General features: G+C 72.1%; 18 protein-coding genes (1 of these 18 running past the window's edge). 6 read left to right on the top strand and 12 right to left on the bottom strand.

The genetic code is table 11. From position 1 onward, the window contains the following. From proC to P8T65_RS19020, 3 genes are all read right to left on the bottom strand, one after another. Positions 1-519: the 5' portion of a pyrroline-5-carboxylate reductase gene (gene proC, locus P8T65_RS19010; RefSeq protein WP_316726480.1), read on the bottom strand. 294 nt of this gene lie to the left of the window's left edge; the window shows 519 of its 813 coding nt (coding positions 1-519); it begins with the start codon at positions 517-519; its stop codon lies off the left edge, out of view. Between the two features lie 112 nt (positions 520-631). Continuing rightward, positions 632-1,453, bottom strand: a complete 822-nt coding sequence (locus tag P8T65_RS19015) for an ABC transporter permease (RefSeq protein ID WP_316726481.1) — start codon at positions 1,451-1,453, stop codon at positions 632-634. Beyond that, positions 1,450-2,295 (bottom strand): ABC transporter ATP-binding protein, encoded by an 846-nt coding sequence (locus P8T65_RS19020; protein ID WP_316726482.1) that lies wholly within the window; start codon positions 2,293-2,295, stop codon positions 1,450-1,452. Before P8T65_RS19020 ends, P8T65_RS19015 begins: the two co-directional genes overlap by 4 nt. Before the next feature lie 482 nt (positions 2,296-2,777). Here P8T65_RS19020 and P8T65_RS19025 point away from each other — a divergent pair, with 482 nt between their 5' ends. After that, positions 2,778-4,262, top strand: coding sequence for a SulP family inorganic anion transporter (locus P8T65_RS19025; RefSeq protein WP_316726483.1), 1,485 nt, complete (start codon positions 2,778-2,780; stop codon positions 4,260-4,262). On the opposite strand, the gene P8T65_RS19030 is transcribed toward P8T65_RS19025, so the two are convergent. From P8T65_RS19030 to P8T65_RS19040, 3 genes are all read right to left on the bottom strand, one after another. Next, positions 4,242-5,042 carry a class I SAM-dependent methyltransferase gene (locus P8T65_RS19030; RefSeq protein WP_316726484.1) on the bottom strand — a complete coding sequence of 267 codons (801 nt, stop codon included), beginning with the start codon at positions 5,040-5,042 and terminating at the stop codon, positions 4,242-4,244. The two genes, P8T65_RS19025 and P8T65_RS19030, sit on opposite strands and share 21 nt — an antisense overlap. Positions 5,043-5,146: 104 nt before the next feature. Beyond that, a complete protein-coding gene (locus tag P8T65_RS19035; protein ID WP_316726485.1) occupies positions 5,147-5,716 on the bottom strand; it encodes an EamA/RhaT family transporter in 570 nt (189 codons plus the stop codon). Between the two features lie 166 nt (positions 5,717-5,882). Continuing rightward, complete coding sequence (locus tag P8T65_RS19040) at positions 5,883-6,224, bottom strand: SH3 domain-containing protein (protein ID WP_316726486.1); 342 nt, start codon at positions 6,222-6,224, stop codon at positions 5,883-5,885. 217 nt (positions 6,225-6,441) lie between these two features. Here P8T65_RS19040 and P8T65_RS19045 point away from each other — a divergent pair, with 217 nt between their 5' ends. After that, entirely contained in the window at positions 6,442-8,787 is a 2,346-nt protein-coding gene (locus P8T65_RS19045; RefSeq protein WP_316726487.1) for a serine/threonine-protein kinase, read from the top strand. Between the two features lie 157 nt (positions 8,788-8,944). On the opposite strand, the gene ilvD is transcribed toward P8T65_RS19045, so the two are convergent. From ilvD to P8T65_RS19065, 4 genes are all read right to left on the bottom strand, one after another. Then, complete coding sequence (gene ilvD, locus P8T65_RS19050) at positions 8,945-10,798, bottom strand: dihydroxy-acid dehydratase (RefSeq protein ID WP_316726488.1); 1,854 nt, start codon at positions 10,796-10,798, stop codon at positions 8,945-8,947. 173 nt (positions 10,799-10,971) lie between these two features. Next, a complete protein-coding gene (locus P8T65_RS19055) occupies positions 10,972-11,589 on the bottom strand; it encodes a TetR family transcriptional regulator (RefSeq protein ID WP_316726489.1) in 618 nt (205 codons plus the stop codon). Continuing rightward, positions 11,586-12,407: a sugar phosphate isomerase/epimerase gene (locus tag P8T65_RS19060; RefSeq protein ID WP_316726490.1), complete on the bottom strand. Its 822-nt coding sequence runs from the start codon at positions 12,405-12,407 to the stop codon at positions 11,586-11,588. The genes P8T65_RS19055 and P8T65_RS19060 overlap by 4 nt, the downstream gene beginning before the upstream one ends. Before the next feature lie 284 nt (positions 12,408-12,691). Then, the gene (locus P8T65_RS19065) at positions 12,692-13,624 is read right to left on the bottom strand and encodes a Ppx/GppA phosphatase family protein (protein ID WP_316726491.1); all 933 of its coding nucleotides are present in this window, start codon (positions 13,622-13,624) and stop codon (positions 12,692-12,694) included. A gap of 71 nt (positions 13,625-13,695) precedes the next feature. On the opposite strand from P8T65_RS19065, the gene P8T65_RS19070 reads away from it, so the two are divergent. Then, positions 13,696-14,607, top strand: coding sequence for a hypothetical protein (locus P8T65_RS19070; protein ID WP_316726492.1), 912 nt, complete (start codon positions 13,696-13,698; stop codon positions 14,605-14,607). Positions 14,608-14,632: 25 nt separating this feature from the next. Here P8T65_RS19070 and P8T65_RS19075 read toward each other — a convergent pair whose 3' ends face one another. Further along, positions 14,633-16,435, bottom strand: coding sequence for a BACON domain-containing protein (locus P8T65_RS19075; protein WP_316726493.1), 1,803 nt, complete (start codon positions 16,433-16,435; stop codon positions 14,633-14,635). A 250-nt stretch (positions 16,436-16,685) separates the two neighbouring features. On the opposite strand from P8T65_RS19075, the gene P8T65_RS19080 reads away from it, so the two are divergent. The 3 genes from P8T65_RS19080 to disA all read left to right on the top strand — a co-directional run bounded on the left by P8T65_RS19080 (position 16,686) and on the right by disA (position 20,945). Next, positions 16,686-18,077 (top strand): alpha/beta hydrolase, encoded by a 1,392-nt coding sequence (locus P8T65_RS19080; protein WP_316726494.1) that lies wholly within the window; start codon positions 16,686-16,688, stop codon positions 18,075-18,077. Positions 18,078-18,329: 252 nt separating this feature from the next. Further along, entirely contained in the window at positions 18,330-19,739 is a 1,410-nt protein-coding gene (radA, locus tag P8T65_RS19085) for a DNA repair protein RadA (RefSeq protein ID WP_316726495.1), read from the top strand. Positions 19,740-19,820: 81 nt separating this feature from the next. Further along, positions 19,821-20,945 carry a DNA integrity scanning diadenylate cyclase DisA gene (gene disA / locus P8T65_RS19090; RefSeq protein WP_045562654.1) on the top strand — a complete coding sequence of 375 codons (1,125 nt, stop codon included), beginning with the start codon at positions 19,821-19,823 and terminating at the stop codon, positions 20,943-20,945. A 102-nt stretch (positions 20,946-21,047) separates the two neighbouring features. Here disA and P8T65_RS19095 read toward each other — a convergent pair whose 3' ends face one another. Next, positions 21,048-21,893 (bottom strand): hypothetical protein, encoded by an 846-nt coding sequence (locus P8T65_RS19095; protein ID WP_316726496.1) that lies wholly within the window; start codon positions 21,891-21,893, stop codon positions 21,048-21,050. Positions 21,894-22,001 lie beyond the last annotated feature (108 nt).

Below are 22,001 nucleotides of genomic sequence, written 5' to 3' on the forward strand. Positions count from 1 at the left end.
GCCGGAGCCGGAGAGGGCGGTGCAGGCGTCCTGCTGGGACTCGGGGACGCGGAGCGTCTTGCCTACTGCGCCGAAGATCTCCTCGGCATGCGCGAGGTCGGCCTCACTCGCGTGGCTGCCCGCGGAGATCACGGACATGGCTTCGTCGACGAGGGCAGGGGTGTTCGTCATGACACGGACGACGGGGGTGCCTGCGGCCAGGCGCTCCTCGAAGAAGGAGGTGGGGATGCCCGCCGCGCCGCTGACGACCAGGCGGTCGGCGGGGGTGTGCGGGGCCAGTTCGTCGAGGAGAGTGGCCATGTCCTGGGGCTTGACCGTGAGGATGAGCGTGTCCGCGGTCTTCGCCGCCTCGGCGTTGGTGACCGGGGTGACGCCGTAGCGGGTGCGGAGTTCCTCGGCGCGCTCGGGGCGGCGGGCGGTGACCAGGAGGTCCGCGGGCGCCCAGCCGGCTCGGATCATGCCGCTGAGCAGGGCCTCGCCGATCTTGCCGGTGCCGAGGACTGCGACTTTCTGGCTCATGGTGCGGGTGCCCTCCGGGGGGTGCGTCGTCCTGGGGCCATCCTCGCACCGGGGGCGGGCGTCCGGCTGCCGTGTCCGGTGGGCGGAACGTCGGGCATGGGCTCGGTGGCCGTCAGGTCGTCCGGCGGCGCAGGGTGGCCGCTCCCACGGTCAGGACCAGCAGGGCGCAGCCGGCGACGATCGCGACGTCGCGGACGAAGGTGGCGGTCATGTCGCTGTGCAGCAGGACTTCGTTCATGCCGTCGACGGCGTACGACATGGGGAGGACGTTGGAGATGGCTTCCAGCGCGGGGTGCATCTCGGGGCGCGGGGTGAACAGGCCGCAGAGCAGGAGCTGGGGGAAGATCACGGCCGGCATGAACTGGACGGCCTGGAACTCGGAGGAGGCGAAGGCCGAGACGAAGAGACCGAGGGCGGTGCCCAGCAGGGCGTCGAGGAGGGCGACGATCAGGAGGAGCCAGGGTGAGCCGATGACGTCCAGGTCGAGGAACCAGACGGCCAGACCGGTGGCGAGGGCGGACTGGATGATCGCCAGGGTGCCGAAGGCCAGGGCGTAGCCGGCGATGAGGTCTCCCTTGCCGAGGGGCATGGAGAGGAGGCGTTCCAGAGTGCCGGAGGTGCGTTCGCGCAGGGTCGCGATCGAGGTCACCAGGAACATCGTGATCAGCGGGAAGATGCCGAGGAGTGAGGCGCCGATGGAGTCGAAGACGCGTGGGTTGCCGTCGAAGACGTAGCGGAGGAGGAAGAGCATCACGCACGGGATGAGGAGCAGCAGGGCGATCGTGCGCGGGTCGTGGCCGAGTTGGCGGAGGACTCGGGCGGCGGTGGCGGTCGTGCGGGAGTAGCTGAGGGCCCTGGAGTGCGGGGGTATGGGGTGGGAGATCGAGGGCTGCGGGGGCGTGGGGGCCACGTCCGTGTTCGGTGTCGTCGTCATCGCATCGGCTCCTTCCGGTGTGTGTCGGTCGCGGCTGGGGGCGTGGTCGCGGTGGCCTCGTCGACGAGGTGGAGGAAGGCCGCTTCGACCGATTCCGTGTGGGTGCGGGTGCGGAGGGCCTCGGGGGTGTCGTCGGCGAGGATCTCGCCCTCGCGCATGAGGAGGAGGCGGTGGCAGCGCTCGGCCTCGTCCATGACGTGGGAGGAGATCAGGAGGGTGGCGCGGCGCTCGGCGGCGATGGTGTCGAAGAGGGTCCAGAGCTCACGGCGCAGGACGGGGTCGAGGCCGACGGTGGGCTCGTCGAGGACCAGGAGTTCGGGTGTGCCGAGGAGGGCCACGGCCAGGGAGACGCGGCTGCGCTGGCCGCTGGAGAGCTTGCCGGCGAGGGCGTCGGCGTGGGTGGTGAGGGCCACGTCGGCGATGGCCCGGGTGACGTTCTCGTCGCGGCGGTCGGCGGCGGCGCGGCCGGGGTCGAGGATCGCGGCGAAGTAGGCGAGGTTCTGGCGGACGGTCAGGTCGTCGTAGACGGAGGGAGCCTGGGTGACGTAGCCGATGCGGGAGCGGAGGGTGGCGTCGCCTGCGGGTCGGCCGAGGACGTCGAGGGTGCCGGTGACCTTGGCCTGGGTGCCGACGATCGCTCGCATCAGGGTTGATTTGCCGCAGCCGGAGGGGCCCAGGAGGCCGGTGATCTGGCCTGGGGGGACGACGAAGTCGAGGTTGCGGAGGACCGTGCGGGGGCCTCGGGCGACGGTGAGGGCCTGGGCGTGGACGGCGGGGCGTGGAGGGGCGTCGGCGGGGGTCGGGGGTGGAGGTGGAGTCTCCCCCGGAAGGTAATTCATCATATGATGAATATTGCGTAGGGGTGGGGGTGTCGTCAAGGGAGGCGCGGGCTGCATCCGGGCGCCGAGCGGCGGGGCGGGCGCGGGTGACAGAGGGGCGGCGCGGTGGGTGTGAGAAGGGGCGCGGGCGCTCGGTGGGGGGATTGGAAGGCGGGGGTCCGCTGAGGTGCGCTTCCGGTGCGGGGTGGCGGTCACGGGAAAGGGGTGCGGCGAATGCCCGCTTTGGGTGACAATTGATTGCGGAGCGTGGCCATGCGGAGGGGGTGCTCGGCCGCGTCGTGTCGCCCAGGTGACCTGTGCGGCGAACTCCTGCCGTGAGTCCTCGTGATCACCGTCGGGTCCCTCCCCTGGCTCGGGACTGCGCCTCTCCTGTCGGGCACTCCTGTCGAACCTCGGCTGCCGGAGGTGTGTGTCTCGTGCGTAATGCCTTGGGAGCGTTTCAGGGACGGTTACGGCTCCGGCCATGGCTCAAGGGCCCGGGGGCTGTGCCGTGGCGGGGGGAGTTGGCCGCCTCGGTCGTCGTGTTCCTGGTGGCGCTGCCATTGTGTGCGGGGGTCGCGGTGGCGTCGGGGGTGCCGGCGGAGCTGGGGCTGGTCACGGGGATCGTCGGAGGACTGGTCGTCGGTGCGTTGCCAGGGAGCAGCCTCCAGGTGAGCGGGCCGGCGGCCGGGCTGACGGTGTTGCTGTACGAGGCGGTGCGGGCGTACGGGCTGTCGGCGCTCGGTGTGCTGGTGCTCGGCGCCGGAGTGCTGCAGCTCGCGTTGGGGGTGTTGCGCTGGGGGCGGTGGTTTCGGGCCGTGTCCGTGGCGGTGGTACAGGGGATGCTCGCCGGGATCGGGCTGGTGCTGGTGGCGGGGCAGGTCTACGCGATGGGGGATGCGGCCGCGCCCCGGGGCGGGGGGATCGAGAAGGTCGCGGGGCTGGGGTCGTTGCCCGGGGCTGTGGATCCCGTGGCGCTCGCGCTCGGGGGTGCCACGGTCGGTGTGTTGGTGGTGTGGCCTCGGTGGCGGTGGGGAGCGCGGTTCGCGCCGGCGCCGTTGGTGGCTGTCGGGGGCGCGGCCCTGGTCACGGGGGTCTTCGAGCTGGGGGTGCGGCGGGTCGAGGTGCGGGGGTTGCTGGAGGCCGTGCGGGTGCCGACGGTCGATGACCTGGGGTTGCTCGCGGAGGTGGGGGTGGTCGGGACCGTTCTCGCCCTCGCGCTGATCGCCTCCGCCGAGTCGCTTTTCGGCGCGGCGGCCGTGGACCAGCTGCACGACGGCCCGAGGACCGACTATGACCGCGAGTTGGTCGCCCAGGGCGCCGGGAACGTGCTGTGCGGGGTGCTCGGAGCGCTGCCCATGACGGCGGTGATCGTACGGAGCGCGGCGAACGTGCGGGCGGGGGCGCGGACCAAAGCCTCACGGATGCTGCACGGGCTGTGGCTGTTGCTCTTCGCCGCGTTGCTGCCCGGGGTGCTCGGCGTGATCCCCGTGGCGGCGCTGGCCGGGTTGCTGGTGTACGCGGGGTGTCGGCTGTTGCCCGTACGGGAGTTGGGGGTGCTGTGGCGGGGGCGGAAGCGCGATCGCGGGGAGGTGGTGGTGCTGGGGGTGACCGCCTCGGCGATCGTCGTCTGGAACCTCTTCGAGGGGGTGCTGGTGGGGCTCGCGTTGGCGGTGGTCAAGACGGCGTGGGACATCAGCCAGGTCCATGTGGAGATGGAGGACCGGGGGGAGATGGGGGTGGTGGTACGGGTGGTCGGGAACGCGACGTTTCTGCGGTTGCCGAAGCTGCTGGACGCGTTGGACGGGGTGCCTCGGGAGCGGGGTGTGCGGCTGGAGTTGGGCGGGCTGTGGCATGTGGATCACGCGTGTGCGGCGGCTCTGGAGGCGTGGAGAGCGGGGGTGGCCGTGGAGCGCGGGGCAGGTGCAGGAGGGCCCGGTGCAGGAAGGGGTGATGCAAAGGGGACTGGTTCAGGGGCGGATGGCCAGTAGCAGGTCCACGTCGTAGGTCTCCTCGATGATTTCGGTGGGGAAGAGCTCCCGCAGGCGCGCTCGTTCCTCGGTGAGGAACTCGGCGGTGGCGTCTTCGCCCAGGATCAGGAACGTCGAATGACTGGCGATGTTGGCCAGATGGGTGTCGAGGGAGACCTCTCGGCTCCAGCGGAGTTCGCGGCGGGTGAAGTCGAGGAGCCCCGCTGTGTCGGTGAGGGCGGCGGCCGCGCCGGAACCACTCTTCTCGATCGGGGTGCCGGGGTCCACGCCGAGGAAGCGGTGGATGCGGGTGGTGGCGTCGGCGATCCAGGGGATGTCGGCGGCGTCGGTGTTCCACCAGAGGGCGAGTACGCCGCCGGGGCGCAGTACGCGGAGGGCTTCCGGGACCGAACGGGAGGGGTCGGTCCAGTGCCAGGACTGGGCGTAGGTCAGGAAGTCGGTCGAGGCGGTGGCGACGGGGAGGGCGTTGCCGTCGCCTCGGACGACGGGGATGTGGGGATGGGAGCGGCGGAACTGGGCGGCCATGCCCGCGCCGGGTTCGACGGCCAGTACATGGGCGCCCCGGCTGTGGAGGAGCGCGGTGGAGATGCCGGTGCCGGCGCCTACGTCGACGGTGCGGGAGCCGTGGAGAGGGCGGGGGGACAGGGCTTCGACGGTGTCGAACAGGGTGGGTGGGTAGGAGGGGCGGTTCGCCGCGTACTGGGCTGCGGCGGTGTTGAAGGAGTGGGCTCGGGTGCTGTGGGAGGGGCGGGGCCCGGGGTGAGGGCGGGAGGTGGTCATGGGGGCATCGTGGCTTGCGGTGGGGGGAATGGGGGAGGGGTTTGTCGGCCTCCGCCGCCCCCAACCCGCTCGCGCGGTTCCCCGCGCCCCTGGGGGGTGCTGCGTCAGGGGCTGCGGCGCTTCGCCGGGTTGCCGGTGCGCTTGGCTGTGCGGCGGTCGTACTGGTCGCGGGCCGTCGTGTGTTCCTCGCGGTGGAGGGCCTCGCCCGGGGCCTCCTTGAGGGAGCGGAGGAAGTAGGCGGTCAGGGAGCCCAGGAAGCCGATGGCGAGGAGGCCACGCAGGGAGGACTGGCGGTCCGGGTCGGGGCGTTTGGTGTAGGAGCCCCAGGTGTGGCCGAAGGCCAGCGCGCTGCAGATGGCGAACATGATCACGACCAGGATGCTGACGAAGCCGCCGACCGCCGCCAGCTGCAGGCCCTCGTAGGCCAGGCGCAGCATCAGGGCGGACGCGACCACGGCGGCGAGCGAGCCCGCGGTGACGCCGGCGCGGCGGGCCGAATAGTTGCCGTCGTGATTCAGCCAGGTCGTCCCGAAGAAACGGATGGGTTCGGGGCGAGGGCCCGCAAGGGTGGCCCCAGCGACCGAGGTCGCCTGGCGCTCCCGCGGTTCCGCCGACTCCTGCTGCGCCTGCCGCTCCCGCCGCTCCGCCCGGATGTTCTTCGGTTCATCGCTCACGCGTCGATTATCGCCCCGGGCCGACAAGGGCCGGGCGGCGGCATCGGGAGTGGGGTGGCCTCTCCGGGGAGGCCTTGTGGCTTCGCCGCTTCGCCGCGGCACCCCAGGTGCGGGGTACCGCGGCGAGCTGTCTCTCCACGAACGATGTCCGGGCGTCCCCTACCGGTCAGCCGCAGCGGCCGGCCACGTAGCCGTCGCTGCCGGTGTAGACGTACGCGTCGGAGATGTACTGGCCGTTGTCGATGTTGTCCCAGAGGTTCGTCGTGCCGTACGGACCGGAGATGGTCTGGCCCGGGGTCTGGCAGTAGATCGGCACCCTGGCGCCCTCGGAGAGGACGCGGACGATGCCGTAGCTCGTGCTCGGGCCGCTGCGGACGTTGACGCGGACACCCGGCGCGACCGAGTAGTACCGGACGGCCGCGGTGACCGCCGCCGCGGTGACCGCCACCGTGGCGGTCTGCTCCCCCTCGCCATCACCCGTGATCTCTTCGGCATGCTCGACAGACATGGCTGAACTCCCCCCGTTTGAAACTGCTTTGAAACCTGTGCGAACCCCGTTTGGTCCCCATGCAAGCCATGGGGACCCTTTGATACCCCTGAATCAGGACACGCACACCTGCGCGTTTTTCGCACGCGCAGGCTAGCAAGCCGCCTCTGTCCCGTACGTGTCATCGACTAGGCTCCGAGCGTCGCGAGAGCGGCCGAAACAGCACGGGGGTGGACCCATGGCACCGCAGCGGGGCACCGGGTCGGGAGCGGAAGCGGAACTTCCCGGGTACTCCGGTCAGTACCGCCTGGAGTCGTGTCTGGGATCTGGCGGCATGGGTGTCGTCCATCTGGCCACCTCGACCTCGGGGCTACGGCTCGCGGTGAAGGTGGTGCATGCCGAGTTCGCCAAGGACCCCGAGTTCAGGGGCCGTTTCCGACAAGAGGTGGCCGCCGCCCGGCGGGTCAGCGGCGCCTTCACCGCGCCTGTCGTCGATGCCGACACGGAGAGCCCCCGGCCCTGGATGGCCACCCTCTTCATCCCCGGCCCCACCCTCGCCGAGCACGTCAAGCGGAACGGGCCCATGCCGCCCGGGCAGTTGCGGCGGCTGATGGCCGGACTCGCGGAGGCCCTGCGCGACATCCACCGCGCCGGCGTGGTGCACCGGGATCTCAAGCCCAGCAACGTGCTGCTCGCCGAGGACGGCCCCAAGGTCATCGACTTCGGTATCTCCCGGCCGAAGGACAGTGAACTGCGCACGGAGACCGGCAAGTTGATCGGCACACCGCCGTTCATGGCCCCCGAACAGTTCCGGCGGCCCCGGGAGGTCGGGCCCGCCGCCGACATCTTCGCCCTCGGTTCGGTGACCGTGCACGCGGCCACCGGTCGCGGCCCCTTCGACTCCGACAGTCCCTACGTCGTCGCCTACCAGGTCGTCCACGACGAGGCGGACCTCACCGGCGTGCCCGACAACCTCGCGCCGCTCGTCCGCGCCTGCCTCGCGAAGGAGCCCGACGACCGGCCCACCGCGGACCAGCTGATGCACGAGCTCCGGTCCGTGGCGGCCTCGTACGACACCCAGAGCTTCATACCGACCCAGCGGGACCGGGAACGGGAGAGGGAGCGGGAGAAGGAGAGACGAGGGGCGGGGTGGGCCGGGGCCGTCGCGGACGGCAGGGAGTACGGGGACACGAACGCTGGACGGGGGGAGGCCGAGAGCTCCGGCACCCACACCAAAACCGGCCCCGGCACCGATGCGGACGCGCACACGGGCGCAGGCCCGGGCCCGGGCTCCGGCGCAGGTGTCGGTGATGGTCCTAGTGAGTCCGGGGCGCCCCGCGACAGTGAGCCTGGACGCGGGGCCGGTTCGGTCGGCAGGCGGTTGCGACGGCGGGCCGTTCTGGTCGCCGCCTCGCTGGTGCTCGTCGCGGGTGGCGGGTTCGTCTCGGCGCGGATGCTGGGCGCTGACGGCGGGCGGGCGGACGGGGCAGCGGCCACTCCCCGGGCCAGTCGTGCCGCGGCCGCCTCGCCCGCACTCGAAGCCTGGGCCACCAAGCCCGCGGCGAAGAACGGGAGCGTGCCGCAGTGCTCGTACGGGGCCGGGAAGCTGCTCTGCTCCCAGCCGGGGCTGGTCTCCGCGCTGGATCCGGCGGACGGCAGCGTGCTGTGGCGGCACACCGTCGAAGGCGTGGGCGCGCCGGGCACGGGGGCCCCGCCCGTCGAGGCCGGCGGGCTGGTGCACGTACTGACCGACCAGAACCGCCGGGTCCAGGCGCTCGATCCGCACACCGGCAAGGCGCGGTGGGAGCGGGACCTCTCCGCCTACGGCGCCCAGCGGTTCGCGGGCGACATGCTGCTGCTGACCTCCGCCGACGGAACGGTCACCGGAGTGGACGGCGCCACCGGCGACACCGTGTGGAGCCGCCGGATCCCGGGGCAGCCGGAGGCGTACTTCACGTCGTTCGACGACGACCGGTCGGCCTACGTGGCGAGCGTCACCGGCGAGGGCACGGAGGCTCGGACCCGGGTCACCGCGGTGGACCCCGAGACGGGCGACGTGCGGTGGGACGCCCGGCTGGACGGTCAGCTGGAACCCGTGGGAGCCCAGGACGGCTCCCTCCTCTTCGCCGCGATCGGGGGCGCCTACCCCGACACGGTCGCGATGGTCCGGTACGACCCCGGCACCGGGAAGACCGTCCGGGTCGAGCTGCCCGTACGGCTCGAACAGGCGCACGCGGTGGTGCGGGGTGACGTCGTGTACCTGCTGAGCGGCGCGAGCGGCGCGCTCGTGGCCGTCGACATGAAGGCCCGCGCGCAGGTGTGGCGGACCGAGACGGGGGTCGCGCGGAGTTCGACACCCGTCGCCGGCGACCGATATGTGTACTTCACCTCGTCCGACGGCCGGGTACTCGCGGTCGACGTGCGCAAGGGACGGATCAGCGGGGACACACCGGCACGGCTCGGCGAATCGGACCGCCTCACCGGCGCCCTGCCCCGGCCGGTGGTGATCGACGGCCGAGTCTGCGCGGGCGCGCTCGACGGGACCGTGCTCGGCCTGGACGGAACCGACCCGGCGAGCTGGTGAGACGGCGGCCGGCCCCACGAGCCGTACACGACCCGTACACGGCCGAGGGCCGCCCCCACCGGGGAACGGCCCTCACTCGTACGGGCCTCGTGCAACCGTCGCTTTCGTACAGCCACAGCCGTCGTGCGGGACGGCGGACCGCGGACGGCGGCGGCCCTCAGCCCAGCTTGCTGACGTCCCGGACCGCGCCCTTGTCGGCGCTGGTGGCCATCGCGGCGTAGGCGCGCAGCGCGGCCGACACCTTGCGCTCCCGGTTCTTCGGGGCGTAGACGCTGTTCAGCGCCTGCTCGCGGCGGGCCAGTTCGGCGTCGGCGACCAGCAGCTCGATCGAACGGTTCGGGATGTCGATGCGGATGCGGTCGCCGTCCTCGACAAGGGCGATCGTGCCGCCGCCGGCCGCTTCGGGCGAGGCGTGGCCGATGGACAGGCCCGAGGTGCCGCCGGAGAAACGGCCGTCGGTGATCAGCGCGCAGGACTTGCCCAGGCCCCGACCCTTGAGGTACGAGGTCGGGTAGAGCATCTCCTGCATGCCGGGGCCGCCCTTGGGGCCCTCGTAGCGGATGACGACGACGTCGCCCTCCTTGATCTCCTTCAGCAGGATCTTCTGGACGGCCTCCTCCTGCGACTCGCAGACGACCGCCGGGCCCTCGAAGGTCCAGATCGACTCGTCGACGCCTGCCGTCTTCACCACACAGCCGTCGACGGCGAGGTTGCCCTTGAGCACCGCCAGGCCGCCGTCCTTGGAGTAGGCGTGCTCGGCGGAGCGGATGCAGCCGCCCTCGGCGTCCTCGTCCAGGGTGTCCCAGCGCTCGGAGGTGGAGAACGCCTCGGCGGAGCGGACACAGCCGGGGGCCGCGTGCCACAGCTCGACGGCCTTGGGCGACGGGGAGCCGCCGCGCACGTCCCAGGTCTTCAGCCAGTCCGCGAGGGAGGGGCTGTGGACGGAGTTCACGTCCTCGTTGAGCAGGCCCGCGCGGTGCAGCTCGCCCAGCAGGGCCGGGATGCCGCCGGCGCGGTGCACGTCCTCCATGTAGTACGTGCGGTCCTTGGCGACGTTCGGCGCGACCTTGGCCAGGCACGGCACGCGGCGCGAGACGGCGTCGATCTCGTTCAGGCCGAACGGGACGCCCGCCTCCTGGGCGGCGGCCAGCAGGTGCAGGATCGTGTTGGTGGAGCCGCCCATGGCGATGTCGAGGGCCATCGCGTTCTCGAAGGCCGCGAAGTTCGCGATCGAGCGCGGCAGGACCGTCTCGTCGTCCTGGTCGTAGTAGCGGCGGGTGATGTCCATGACCGTGTGGGCCGCGTCGATGTACAGCTGCTTGCGGGCCGTGTGCGTGGCCAGGACCGAGCCGTTGCCCGGGAGGGAGAGGCCGATGGCCTCGGTCAGACAGTTCATCGAGTTGGCGGTGAACATGCCGGAGCAGGAGCCACAGGTCGGACAGGCGTTCTCCTCGATACGGAGGATGTCCGCGTCCGAGATCTTGTCGTTCACGGCGTCGGAGATCGCGTCGACCAGGTCGAGCGTGCGGACCGTGCCGTCGACGAGGGTGGCCCGGCCGGACTCCATGGGGCCGCCGGAGACGAAGACGGTCGGGATGTTGAGCCGCAGGGCGGCGTTCAGCATGCCCGGGGTGATCTTGTCGCAGTTGGAGATGCAGATCAGGGCGTCGGCGCAGTGGGCCTCGACCATGTACTCGACCGAGTCCGCGATCAGGTCGCGGGAGGGGAGGCTGTACAGCATGCCGCCGTGGCCCATCGCGATGCCGTCGTCCACGGCGATCGTGTTGAACTCGCGCGGGATGCCGCCGGCCTCGCGGATGGCCTCGCTGACGATCCGGCCCACCGGCTGGAGGTGGGTGTGGCCCGGCACGAACTCGGTGAAGGAGTTCGCGACCGCGATGATCGGCTTGCGGCCGATGTCCGCGCCCGGTACACCGGAGGCGCGCATAAGGGCGCGGGCGCCCGCCATGTTGCGGCCGTGGGTGACTGTGCGGGACCTCAGCTCGGGCATCGTCGCTCGCCTCGCTCCTTCGGAGAGTTATGACTGAAGTCGAGCGTACGCCGGTCATCCAGGTGATGGACACGATGACCGGAATGTGGGACGACCGTCTCGGTTTCCGAGTACGAGCCCGGCCCCGTTGCTCCTGCTCCCGTCGGCCCCACCCCTGCCCCTGCCCGCTGCCCCTAGGAGGGCGCGGTGAGGTGTGCCTGCACCACGGGAGCCACCCTTGCGATGATCTGCTCCGGATCCGCCGACGCCAACGGCTCCACCTTGATCACGTACCGCAGCATCGCGATGCCCACCAGCTGCGCGGCGGCCAGTTCCGCCCTCAGCTCCGCGTCCGGTACGTCCAGGCGGTCGGCGATGCGACGGAGCACCTGCGTGGCGATGATGCGGCGGAAGACGGCGGCCGCGGCCTCGTTGTTCACGGCGGAACGGACGATCGCGAGCAGGGGCGCACGGGTCGCCGGGTTCTCCCAGACGCCGAAGACGAACCGGGTGAGCCGCTCGCCGGCGTCGTCGAGCGGGCCCTCCTCGACGGCCTGCGGAGCCTGCATGGCCGGGCCGAAGGAGAGGGTGATGGCGGCCTCGAACACCTGCTCCTTCGTGCCGAAGTAGTGGTGCACCAGGGCCGAGTCCACCCCGGCGGCCTTGGCGATCCCGCGTATGGACGCCTTGTCGTAGCCGCGCTCGGAGAACTCTTCGCGGGCCGCCGCGAGAATGCGGTCGCGGGCGGCGGGCGTGTCGGCCGATTCCGTACGGGAGGGCCGGCCCCTGCGGCGGGGAGTGCCCGGGGTCACGGTCGGGGGACCCGCACGGCGGAGGCGAGATGCAGCCGGGTGAAGGCGAGCGCCTCCGCCAGGTCGGCCTCGCGCTCGGCGGCGGACATGGCGCGGCGGGTGTTGACCTCGATCACGACGTGGCCGTCGAAACCGCTCAGGGCGAGACGTTCCAGCAGCTCGGCGCAGGGCTGGCTGCCGCGGCCGGGGACGAGGTGCTCGTCCTTGGCCGACCCCTTGCCGTCCGCCATGTGCACATGGCCGAGGCGGTCGCCCATGCGGTCGACCATGTCCAGGGCGTCGGTGCGGGAGGTCGCGGCGTGGCTGAGGTCGATCGTGAAGTGCCGGTAGTCGTCGTTCGTGACGTCCCAGTCGGGTGCGTACGCGAGCATCTCGCGGTCGCGGTAGCGCCAGGGGTACATGTTCTCGACGGCGAACCGGACGTCCGTCTCGTTCGCCATCCGCCAGATCCCGGTGACGAAGTCACGCGCGTACTGGCGCTGCCAGCGGAACGGGGGGTGCACGACGACCGTGCTCGCGCCGAGCTTCTCGGCGGCGGCCTGGGCGCGCTGGAGCTTGACCCACGGGTCGGTGGACCACACGCGCTGGGTGATCAGGAGACAGGGCGCGTGGACGGCGAGGATGGGGATCTGGTGGTAGTCGGAGAGGCGGCGCAGGGCCTCCAGGTCCTGGCTGACCGGGTCGGTCCAGACCATGACCTCCACGCCGTCGTACCCGAGGCGTGCGGCGATCTCGAAGGCCGTGGCCGTCGACTCCGGGTACACGGAGGCCGTGGACAGGGCGACCTTCGCGTCCGGGATCCGTGCGGGTTCTGCCACGCGGCACAGCCTAACGGGGTGGGTTGGCTCGTGTGGGCCTGGGGCTGGTTGTCGGCCGGGGCGGGGATCTCGCCTGTGCGCCGTTGGGGTTCCCCGTACGTCGGCGTGTGCGGGTGTTGGGGGCTGGTCGCGCAGTTCCCCGCGCCCCTGAAAAAGCGGGGCTGCGCCCCTGCCTTTTCGGGCCGAAGAGCACGGGGCGCAGCCCCGGCTCTTCAGGGGCGCGGGGAACTGCGCGAGAAGCCCCACCGGACCCGCTCCCGCCCACGAACCAGTCCTGCCTCCCCCTACGCCGTACCCATGTGATCCAACCGCCGCAGGATCACACCCTCCCGAAGCGCCCAGGGACAGATCTCCAGCGTCTCCACCTCGAACAGATCCATCGCGGCCTCCGCCACCAAGGCCCCCGCGAGGAGCTGGTTGGCCCGCCCCTCGGACACGCCGGGCAGGGCGGCTCGTTGCGCGGTGGTCATGCCGGCGAGCTTGGGAACCCAGGACTCCAACGCCTCGCGCTTGAGGTCGCGCTGGACGTAGAGACCCTCGGCGGAGCGGGCGGCGCCGCCGATACGGGCGAGCTGCTTGAAGGTCTTGGACGTGGCAACGACGTGGTCGGGGGCCCCGAAGCGGCTGAACTCCCCGACCGTACGGGCGATCTGGGCCCGGACATGACGGCGCAGGGACCGGATGTCGTCGGGGGTGGGCGGGTCCCCGGGGAGCCAGCCGGCGGTGAGGCGGCCGGCGCCCAGGGGCAGCGAGGCGGCCGCGTCGGGCTCCTCGTCTATGCCGTAGGCGATCTCCAGCGAGCCGCCGCCGATGTCGAGGACGAGGAGCTTGCCGGCCGACCAGCCGAACCACCGGCGGACGGCGAGGAAGGTCAGCCGGGCCTCCTCGGAGCCGGTGAGGACCTGGAGCTCCACACCGGTCTCGTCCTTGACACGGGTGAGGACGTCGTCGGCGTTGCTGGCCTCACGCACCGCCGACGTGGCGAACGGGAGCAGTTCCTCGACGCCCTTGTCCTCGGCGGCCTGGAGCGCCTCGTGGACGACGGCTATGAGTTTGTCGATCCCCTCGGGGCCGATGGCCCCGGCCTCGTCGAGGAGTTGGGCAAGGCGCAGCTCCACCTTGTGCGAATGCGCGGGCAGGGGGCGCGCGCCCGGGTGTGCGTCCACCACCAGTAGATGCACCGTGTTCGATCCCACGTCGAGGACACCGAGTCTCATGGACGGAACGCTACTGCCAGCGGAGGCGTGCGCCGTCCTCGATGCGGCTTCGGGCGCCGTACCCTGGACGGGTGCCAAAGACGAAAAAGGCAAAGGCCGACAAGTCGGCAGCGGGAGCGGCGTCGGGGACGGCTGCGGCCGGCGGCTCCTCGCGGGCGAAAGCGGCGACCAGGCCAGCGAAGTCGACGAAGGGCTCGGCGGAGTCCACAGCGCCGGACGAGAAGGGGCTCGATTTCGCGCGCGCGTGGGTGGAGTTCCCTGATCCGGCGGACGACGAGCAGGTCTTCCGCTGCGATCTGACATGGCTGACCTCTCGCTGGAACTGCGTCTTCGGCAGCGGCTGCCAGGGCATCCAGGCGGGCCGCGCGGCCGACGGATGCTGCACCCTGGGTGCCCACTTCTCGGACGAGGACGACGAGAAGCGCGTCGCCGAACATGTGGCGAGGCTCACTCCGGAAATCTGGCAGTTCCACGATGTGGGCACGGAGACGGGCTGGGTCTCGAAGGACGAGGACGGCGACCGTCAGACCCGCCCGTACAAGGGGTCGTGCATCTTCCAGAACCGCCCGGGCTTCGCCGGGGGTGCGGGCTGCTCGCTGCACATCCTGGCGCTCCAGGAGGGGCGCGAGCCGCTGGAGACGAAGCCGGACGTCTGCTGGCAGTTGCCGATCCGCCGCACGTACGACTGGATCGACCGGCCCGACGACACACGGGTGCTCCAGGTGTCGATCGGCGAGTACGACCGTCGCGGCTGGGGCCCGGGCGGTCACGACCTGCACTGGTGGTGCACCTCGGCGACCTCGGCGCACGGCGCGGGCGACCCGGTGTACATGTCGTACCGCCCGGAGTTGATCGAGCTGATGGGCAAGGAGGGGTACGACCGCCTGGTCGAACTGTGCGAACAGCGGCTGGCGTCCCGCCTGCCCCTGGTGGCACCGCACCCGGCGGATCCGACTGGTCCGGCGGAGCCTGCGGGCCGGTGAGCGGGTGGGCGGCGCCCCCGCCGGTCTACGGCCCCGGTGGCGGGTCGCCGCCTCCGTCGCCCGGTGGTGTCGTGGGGCCGCCCGGGTCCGTGGGGGCCGGGTCGGTCGGGGTCGGCGTGGGGTCCGGCTGGGCCGGGCCGGTCGGCGTGGGGTCCGGGTCGGGGGTCGGCGGTGGGGCGGTGGGCCTCGGGGGTCCCGGGTCCGGGGCGGGCGCGGTGGGCCGGGGGTCGACCGGCGGTGTCGGCGCGGGACCGTAGCCCTCGATCGTCACCACGGCGTCCGCCGGAGCCAGGGTCACCCGCGCGGTCCAGTACCCGGAGGGCTCGCTCAGCTGGTCGACGTACACCTTGATCGTCACAGACTCGCCGGGTTTCAGGGTGCCGGAGGACTGGCTGAGGTAGAGCCAGTCGGCGCCGGTGCGGGCGGACCAGCGGACGGCCGCGTCCCCGGTCGCTGCGAGGGTGATGAGGGTGGTGTCGCCGTCGTTCGCGGCGGTGATGGAGAGCGCGCGCCGCCCCTTGCCCTGGGTGACCTCCACGGACACGTCGTCCGACGCGTGCTTGCCTCGGCCGTGGCGGGCGTCGGACCTGTTCCGGGCGTTGCCGGCGTTCTGGTAGGCGTCGCCGCTGCCGTCGCCGACGGTGCCGTCGCCGTCGCCCTGCTCCTCGCCCGCGCTGACCGAACGGCCGTCGCCGCCCTCGCCGATGAGAGGGGCACCCCGATAGGCGGCCCAGAGCGCGAAGACGGGCGCCGCGACCACGGTGGCGACGACGGTGGTGGTCACGGCCCGCGCGCGCAGCCGCTCCCGCCGGGCCGCACGGTCCCTCGGGTCCATGGGGAAGCCACGCCGGTCGAAGCGCGGGGCGCCGCCACGCGCGCGCGTGAGGTGGGCCATCGCGGGCCCCAGGGCGGCACGCGGCGCTTCGAGCACCGGCAGCGCGGCGGGCGTGACCGTGGTGCCGGGCCAGCGGCCGGGGACGGCGCGCTCGGCGGCGCGACGGCAGACGGGGCAGTCGTCGACGTGCCGGACGAGTTCGCGGCGCAGGGTGGCGCTCAGGACGAACTGATGGCCACCGGTCAGCCGGGCGACGCTCGGACAGGCGCCGGTCTCGACGACTGCGAGGGCGGCACGGGTGCGCTCCACCTCGCAGGCGGCGGAGGCGAGCAGTTCCCGCGCGGCGGTCGGGTCCATGCCCAGCACGGCGGCGACCTCGTGGGCGGTGAGCTGATGCCGTACGGCCAGCTCCAGGGCCTCGCGCTGCTCGGGCGTGGTGCCGGCAGCCTCCGGCCAGGCGAGCAGGGCGAGTTCACGCCGCCGCTGCCGCTCCTCGTCCTCGGAGAGCGCGACGCCCCGGACGACGGCACTCTCGACGGCGCGGGCCTTCCCCGAACGCCCCTTGTCCGAACGCCCTTTCTCCGCGCGCCCTTTCTCCGAGCGGCCCTTGTCGGGATGCGTGTTGTCGGCCCCACCGCCGTGCCCCGGTGGGCGCGTGGAGGCATGCGCGGCCGGCCGGTTCTGCCGTACCTCGGCGAGCTTGCGCAGACAGGCCCAACGGGCCAGTGCGTACAGCCAGGCACGGCGGTCGTCGGCGGTGTCCGGCCCCCGGCGCCGCTCGGCGAGCGCGAGCACGTCGGCGAGCGCCGCGGTGGCCGCGTCACGGTCGCACAGCACGGACATGCAGTAGGTGAACAGGCCGTCCAGGTACGGCTCGTAGCGCGTCGACGGGTGCTGCGCCACCGCGCGCGCCGCGGCCCGATCGCGCGCCTCACGGTGCGCCCGGTGTGCGCCGGTGGTGCGGGGCGAGGTTTCCGGACTGATGCTCATCATTCATGGACGGTAGGCGCCCGGAACCAGCACCTTCTCGCCCCTTGAGCACATTTACTCCGTACGGGTGAAACGATCCCTCATAAGGGGACAGGAATCCCGCATTCCGCGGCGCACGCGGAGCTTGGCCGAATGTTGTGCACTTTATTGACCGTCACCAGAAATTAGCCCTACCTTCCTCTCGGGAACCGAGTTACTGCCCAGTAAGAGCGAGCAACGTCCCCACCTCCGCGTCGACAGGAGCCCCACCCCCATGGCCGTACGCACCCGACGCTCCACCCGCCGCTCCACCAACCGCGCCCTCGCCGCCCTGGCCGCGACCGTCGTCCTCTCCCTGACCGGCGCCTCCGTCTCCGCCGCCCCCCGGAGCGCCGCGCCCGCCGTCGAACGCCTCACCGGCACCCTCCCCGACGGCGCCGCCTGGATAGCGGACGTCCCCGAGAACTGGAACGGCACCCTGATCGTCTTCAGCCACGGCTTCGGCGTGACGGTGCCCCAGAACGCCCCCCGCGAGGCCGTACGCCTCCGCCTCCTCGAAGAGGGCTACGCCCTCACCGGCTCCTCCTACGACGTCAGCGAGACCCTCTGGGCCCTGGAGAGCGCGGAGCGCGACCAGGTCGCCACCGTCGCGGCGGTCACCGAGAGGATCGGCGAACCCACACGCACGCTCTCCATCGGCCAGTCCATGGGCGGGCTGGTCAACGCCCGGCTCGCCCGCTCCGGCGCGGGCGGGATCGACGGCGCGCTGGGCCTGTGCGGTCTCGTGGCAGGAGCCAACGACCTGCACGCCTACCAGCTCGACGCCGAGTACACGATCGCCCGGCTCCTGCTCCCCGACACTCCCGTGAAGCTGGTGGACTTCGCCTCCGAGGCGGAGGGCGCCACCACCGGCCGGCAGCTCACCGACGCCGTCGTCGCCGCCCAGAGGACCCCGCGGGGCCGCGCCCGGATCGCCCTCGCCGCCGCCTACCTCAACCTGCCCGCCTGGGCGCCCGGCAAGGACCGCCCCGCCGCCGGCGACCGGGACGAACAGCAGGCCCAGCAGTACGCGTGGCTGGCCCAGGGCGTCCTCAACCGCGTCGAGCCCGCCCGCTTCCATGTCGAGAAGGCCCTCGGCGGCAACAACTCCGGGAACAAGGGCGTCGACTACGCGCGCGTGCTCGCGGGCTCCCAGCACGCACCCCTGGTCAAGGCCCTCTACAAGAAGGCCGGCCTCGACCTGCGTGCCGATCTGCGCGACCTGACCACCAACGCGAACATCACCGCCGACCCGGACGCCGTCGCCGCAGGCCTCCGCACGTCCTCCGCCGGCCAGGGCCTCGCCGTCCCCCTTCTCGACATCCACACCACCGCCGACGACCTCGTCCCCGTCGAGCAGGAGTCCCGCTTCGCCACCCGGGTCCGCGCCTCCGGCGACGCCGCGCAGCTCCGCCAGGCCTACGTCGAACGCCAGGGCCACTGCGCCTTCACCACCGCCGAGACGGTGGCCGCCCTGCACGCCCTGGAGTCCCGCCTGGACACCGGCCGGTGGGGCGCCTCGGCCACCCCGGCCGCCCTCCAGTCGGCGGCGACCGCCCTCGACCTCGACGGCGCGGCCTACATCCCGTACACCCCGGCCCAACTGACCATCGGCCGCCGCCCGTAGCGAACCGAGGATTCACCGAGACGGCGAACCGGCCGCGAACGCGCGGAAGGGGCCGTGCCGGTGCGCAGCAGCCCGACGCTCACAGCGGCCCGGAGAACGGCTCGCTCCTGCCCCCGAGCAGCAGGGCAACACGCGACGGGCTCTGGCACCGGCACGGCCCCGCCCCACCGAAGCCCCTCCCAAGGCCCTCCCCCACAGCCCCCGTCCGGCCGACCGTCGAAGACTGTCAGTGCCCTCCGTTACGGTTCGTCCATGGCTGCCCGCACGAAGACCACGAAGGACCGCCCGTCCTACCGCTGCACGGAATGCGGCTGGCAGACGGCCAAGTGGCTGGGTCGCTGCCCCGAATGCCAGGCCTGGGGCACGGTCGAGGAGTACGGCACCCCAGCCGTCCGCACGACGTCCCCCGGCCGCGTCACCACCTCCGCCGTCCCCATCGCCCAGGTCGACGGCCGCCAGGCCACCGCCCGCTCCACCGGCGTCCCCGAGCTCGACCGCGTCCTCGGCGGCGGCCTCGTCCCCGGCGCCGTCGTCCTCCTCGCGGGAGAACCCGGCGTCGGCAAGTCCACCCTCCTCCTCGACGCCGCCGCCAAGTCCGCGAGCGCCGAGCACCCCACCCTGTACGTCACGGGCGAGGAGTCCGCCAGCCAGGTCCGCCTCCGCGCCGACCGCATCAACGCCCTGCACGACCACCTCTACCTCGCCGCCGAGACCGACCTCGCCGCCGTCCTCGGCCACTTGGACGCGGTCAAGCCGTCCCTGCTGATCCTCGACTCGGTCCAGACCGTCGCCTCGCCGGAGATCGACGGCGCCCCCGGCGGCATGGCCCAGGTCCGCGAGGTCGCCGGCGCACTGATCCGCGCCTCCAAGGAGCGCGGCATGTCGACGCTCCTCGTGGGCCACGTCACCAAGGACGGCGCCATCGCGGGGCCCCGCCTCCTTGAGCACCTCGTCGACGTCGTCCTGCACTTCGAGGGCGACCGGCACGCCCGCCTCCGCCTGGTCCGCGGCGTCAAGAACCGCTACGGCGCCACGGACGAGGTCGGCTGCTTCGAGCTGCACGACGAGGGCATCACCGGCCTGACCGACCCCAGCGGCCTCTTCCTCACCCGCCGCGACGAACCCGTCCCCGGCACCTGCCTGACGGTCACCCTGGAGGGCCGCCGCCCCCTGGTCGCGGAAGTGCAGTCGCTCACAGTCGACTCCCAGCTCCCCTCCCCCCGCCGGACCACGTCCGGCCTGGAGACCTCCCGGGTCTCGATGATGCTCGCGGTCCTGGAGCAGCGCGGCCGGATCAGCGCCCTCGGCAAGCGGGACATCTACTCGGCGACGGTCGGCGGCGTGAAGCTGTCGGAGCCCGCCGCGGACCTCGCGATCGCCCTCGCCCTGGCCTCCGCGGCGACCGACACCCCTCTCCCCAAGAACCTCGTGGCGATCGGTGAAGTGGGTCTCGCGGGCGAGGTCAGACGGGTCACAGGGGTACAGCGCCGCCTCTCCGAAGCACACCGTCTCGGCTTCACGCACGCCCTCGTTCCGACCGATCCCGGCAAGGTTCCTCCCGGTATGAAGGTCCTGGAAGTGGCCGACATGGGGGACGCGCTCCGGGTACTGCCCCGATCGCGTCGGCGAGAGGCCCCACGGGACGCGGAGGACCGCCGGTAGACTTTGCCCAGGTCTCGCCCGTCCGTACGAACCACGAGTGCGAAACGGGAGCGCCCCAGAACCTGCGACCGGAGGAGTGCAGTGGCAGCCAACGACCGGGCAGCAGCTCCCGGAAAGTCCGGTGGGAGCTCCGGTGCCGATGGCCTGATGCGCGCCTCACTGAGCGCCGTGGCCCCAGGCACGGCCCTGCGCGACGGGCTTGAACGGATTCTCCGCGGCAATACCGGCGGACTCATCGTGCTCGGCTTCGACAAGACCGTCGAGCCGATGTGTACCGGTGGTTTCGTCCTGGATGTCGAGTTCACGGCCACGCGCCTGCGTGAGCTGTGCAAGCTCGACGGCGGCATCGTGCTGTCCTCGGACCTGTCCAAGATCCTCCGGGCGGGCGTCCAGCTGGTCCCCGACCCGATGATCCCGACCGAGGAGACCGGCACCCGCCACCGTACGGCCGACCGCGTCAGCAAACAGGTGGGCTTCCCCGTCGTCTCGGTCTCCCAGTCGATGCGCCTCATCGCGCTCTACGTCGACGGGCAGCGCCGCGTCCTGGAGGACTCGGCGGCGATCCTGTCCCGGGCGAACCAGGCCCTGGCGACCCTGGAGCGCTACAAGCTCCGCCTGGACGAGGTGGCGGGCACTCTCTCCGCGCTGGAGATCGAGGACCTGGTGACGGTCCGGGACGTCTCGGCGGTCGCCCAGCGACTGGAGATGGTCCGCCGCATCGCCACCGAAATCGCCGAATACGTGGTCGAACTGGGCACGGACGGCCGTCTCCTGGCCCTCCAGCTCGACGAACTGATCGCGGGCGTCGAACCGGAGCGCGAACTGGTGGTCAGGGACTACGTCCCCGAGCCCACCGCGAAGCGCTCCCGCACGGTGGACGAGGCCCTCCACGAACTCGACGCCCTCACCCACGCCGAGCTCCTCGAACTCCCCACGGTCGCCCGCGCCCTCGGCTACACCGGCTCCCCCGAGGGCATGGACTCGGCCGTCTCCCCGCGCGGCTTCCGCCTCCTCGCCAAGGTCCCGCGCCTGCCCGGCGCCATCATCGACCGCCTGGTGGAGCACTTCGGCGGCCTCCAGAAGCTGCTCGCCGCCAGCGTCGACGACCTCCAGACGGTCGACGGCGTGGGCGAGGCCCGCGCCCGCAGCGTCCGCGAGGGACTGTCCCGCCTGGCGGAGTCCTCCATCCTGGAACGCTACGTCTGACCGGCCGCCTTCAGCCCACTCGGGCCCACCCGGCCCCGCCCGACCTCTGACCGTCAGCCAGCCCTTCGACCGTCAGCCCTGGACCGTCAGTCCTTCTGACCGTCAGTCCTTCTCCAGCACGAAGGACGTGCGAGCCTTGGCCAGCCCCGGCGCCTTCGCCTCGACGAGGTAGGTCCCGGCGGTGGCCGAACCGGCCGACGGAGTCGCGCAGTTGGGCGCGCTCGGGTCACGGTTCCACTCGACGGTGTACGTCACCCGGTCACCGGCCGGCACCTTGAACATCAGGCTGCCCGCCGTCTCGTGGCAGTCGTCGGAAGCCCAGAACGCGTCGTCGCCATCGGCGTCGGCCGGGGTGATCGTCACCACCGTGTTGTCCGGGCCGAGATCGAGCTTGCAGTCGCCGCCGGAGGAGTTGCGGGCGATGAGTTCGAACGTGGGGTTCACCCCGGGTGCGTAGGCGTTGCGCACGCTGCGCACGGTCAACTTCACGGCCCCGGCGGTGCAGTTGGGCAGGCTGGACCCCGCCGGTACCTGCTCGCCCGAGCTGCTGCCGTTCTTGCCGCCGTCGTCGGACGTACCCCCGCCCGCGGCACCGGATCCGGCACTCGTGTCCCCACCACCGGAAGCCGAGCCGGAGCCCGAACCCGAACCGTCGCCCGCCCCGGAGCCGGAACTGTCGCCCCCGGAGCTCGACTCGTCACCCGACTCGTCGCGTCCGCCCGGCGCTTCGCTGATCGCGGGACCGGAACCGGACGGCCCGGGAGTGATCGAGGTCGCGGGATTCTTTCCGTCGGGCCCACCCGCGTTGTTGTCGCCGTCCCCGCCCCCGCCGGTGACGACCCACACGACGAGGATCGCGAGCAGACCGACGACGGTCAGCAGAACGGCCCTCCGGCGCCAGTAGATGGTGGAGGGAAGCGGCCCGATCGGATTGCGCAGAGATCCCACGGCGCAAACTGTACGAGAGATCCGGCACTTCGCTGGCCCCACCCGCCGCCCGAAACCTCAACTTTTCCGGATCATCATCCCGGTCGTTCCCGTGATCGCCCCGACCGG

The organism is Streptomyces sp. 11x1 (genome assembly GCF_032598905.1).
GTDB lineage: Bacteria > Actinomycetota > Actinomycetes > Streptomycetales > Streptomycetaceae > Streptomyces.

Bases quoted from the DNA above. Each gene is read 5' to 3' on its own strand.
- P8T65_RS19015 (WP_316726481.1), bottom strand. From the start codon at position 1,453: ATGACGACGACACCGAACACGGACGTGGCCCCCACGCCCCCGCAGCCC.
- P8T65_RS19020 (WP_316726482.1), bottom strand. From the start codon at position 2,295: ATGATGAATTACCTTCCGGGGGAGACTCCACCTCCACCCCCGACCCCC.
- P8T65_RS19030 (WP_316726484.1), bottom strand. From the start codon at position 5,042: ATGACCACCTCCCGCCCTCACCCCGGGCCCCGCCCCTCCCACAGCACC.
- P8T65_RS19040 (WP_316726486.1), bottom strand. From the start codon at position 6,224: ATGTCTGTCGAGCATGCCGAAGAGATCACGGGTGATGGCGAGGGGGAG.
- P8T65_RS19045 (WP_316726487.1), top strand. From the start codon at position 6,442: ATGGCACCGCAGCGGGGCACCGGGTCGGGAGCGGAAGCGGAACTTCCC.
- ilvD (WP_316726488.1), bottom strand. From the start codon at position 10,798: ATGCCCGAGCTGAGGTCCCGCACAGTCACCCACGGCCGCAACATGGCG.
- P8T65_RS19065 (WP_316726491.1), bottom strand. From the start codon at position 13,624: ATGAGACTCGGTGTCCTCGACGTGGGATCGAACACGGTGCATCTACTG.
- P8T65_RS19075 (WP_316726493.1), bottom strand. From the start codon at position 16,435: ATGATGAGCATCAGTCCGGAAACCTCGCCCCGCACCACCGGCGCACAC.
- P8T65_RS19080 (WP_316726494.1), top strand. From the start codon at position 16,686: ATGGCCGTACGCACCCGACGCTCCACCCGCCGCTCCACCAACCGCGCC.
- radA (WP_316726495.1), top strand. From the start codon at position 18,330: ATGGCTGCCCGCACGAAGACCACGAAGGACCGCCCGTCCTACCGCTGC.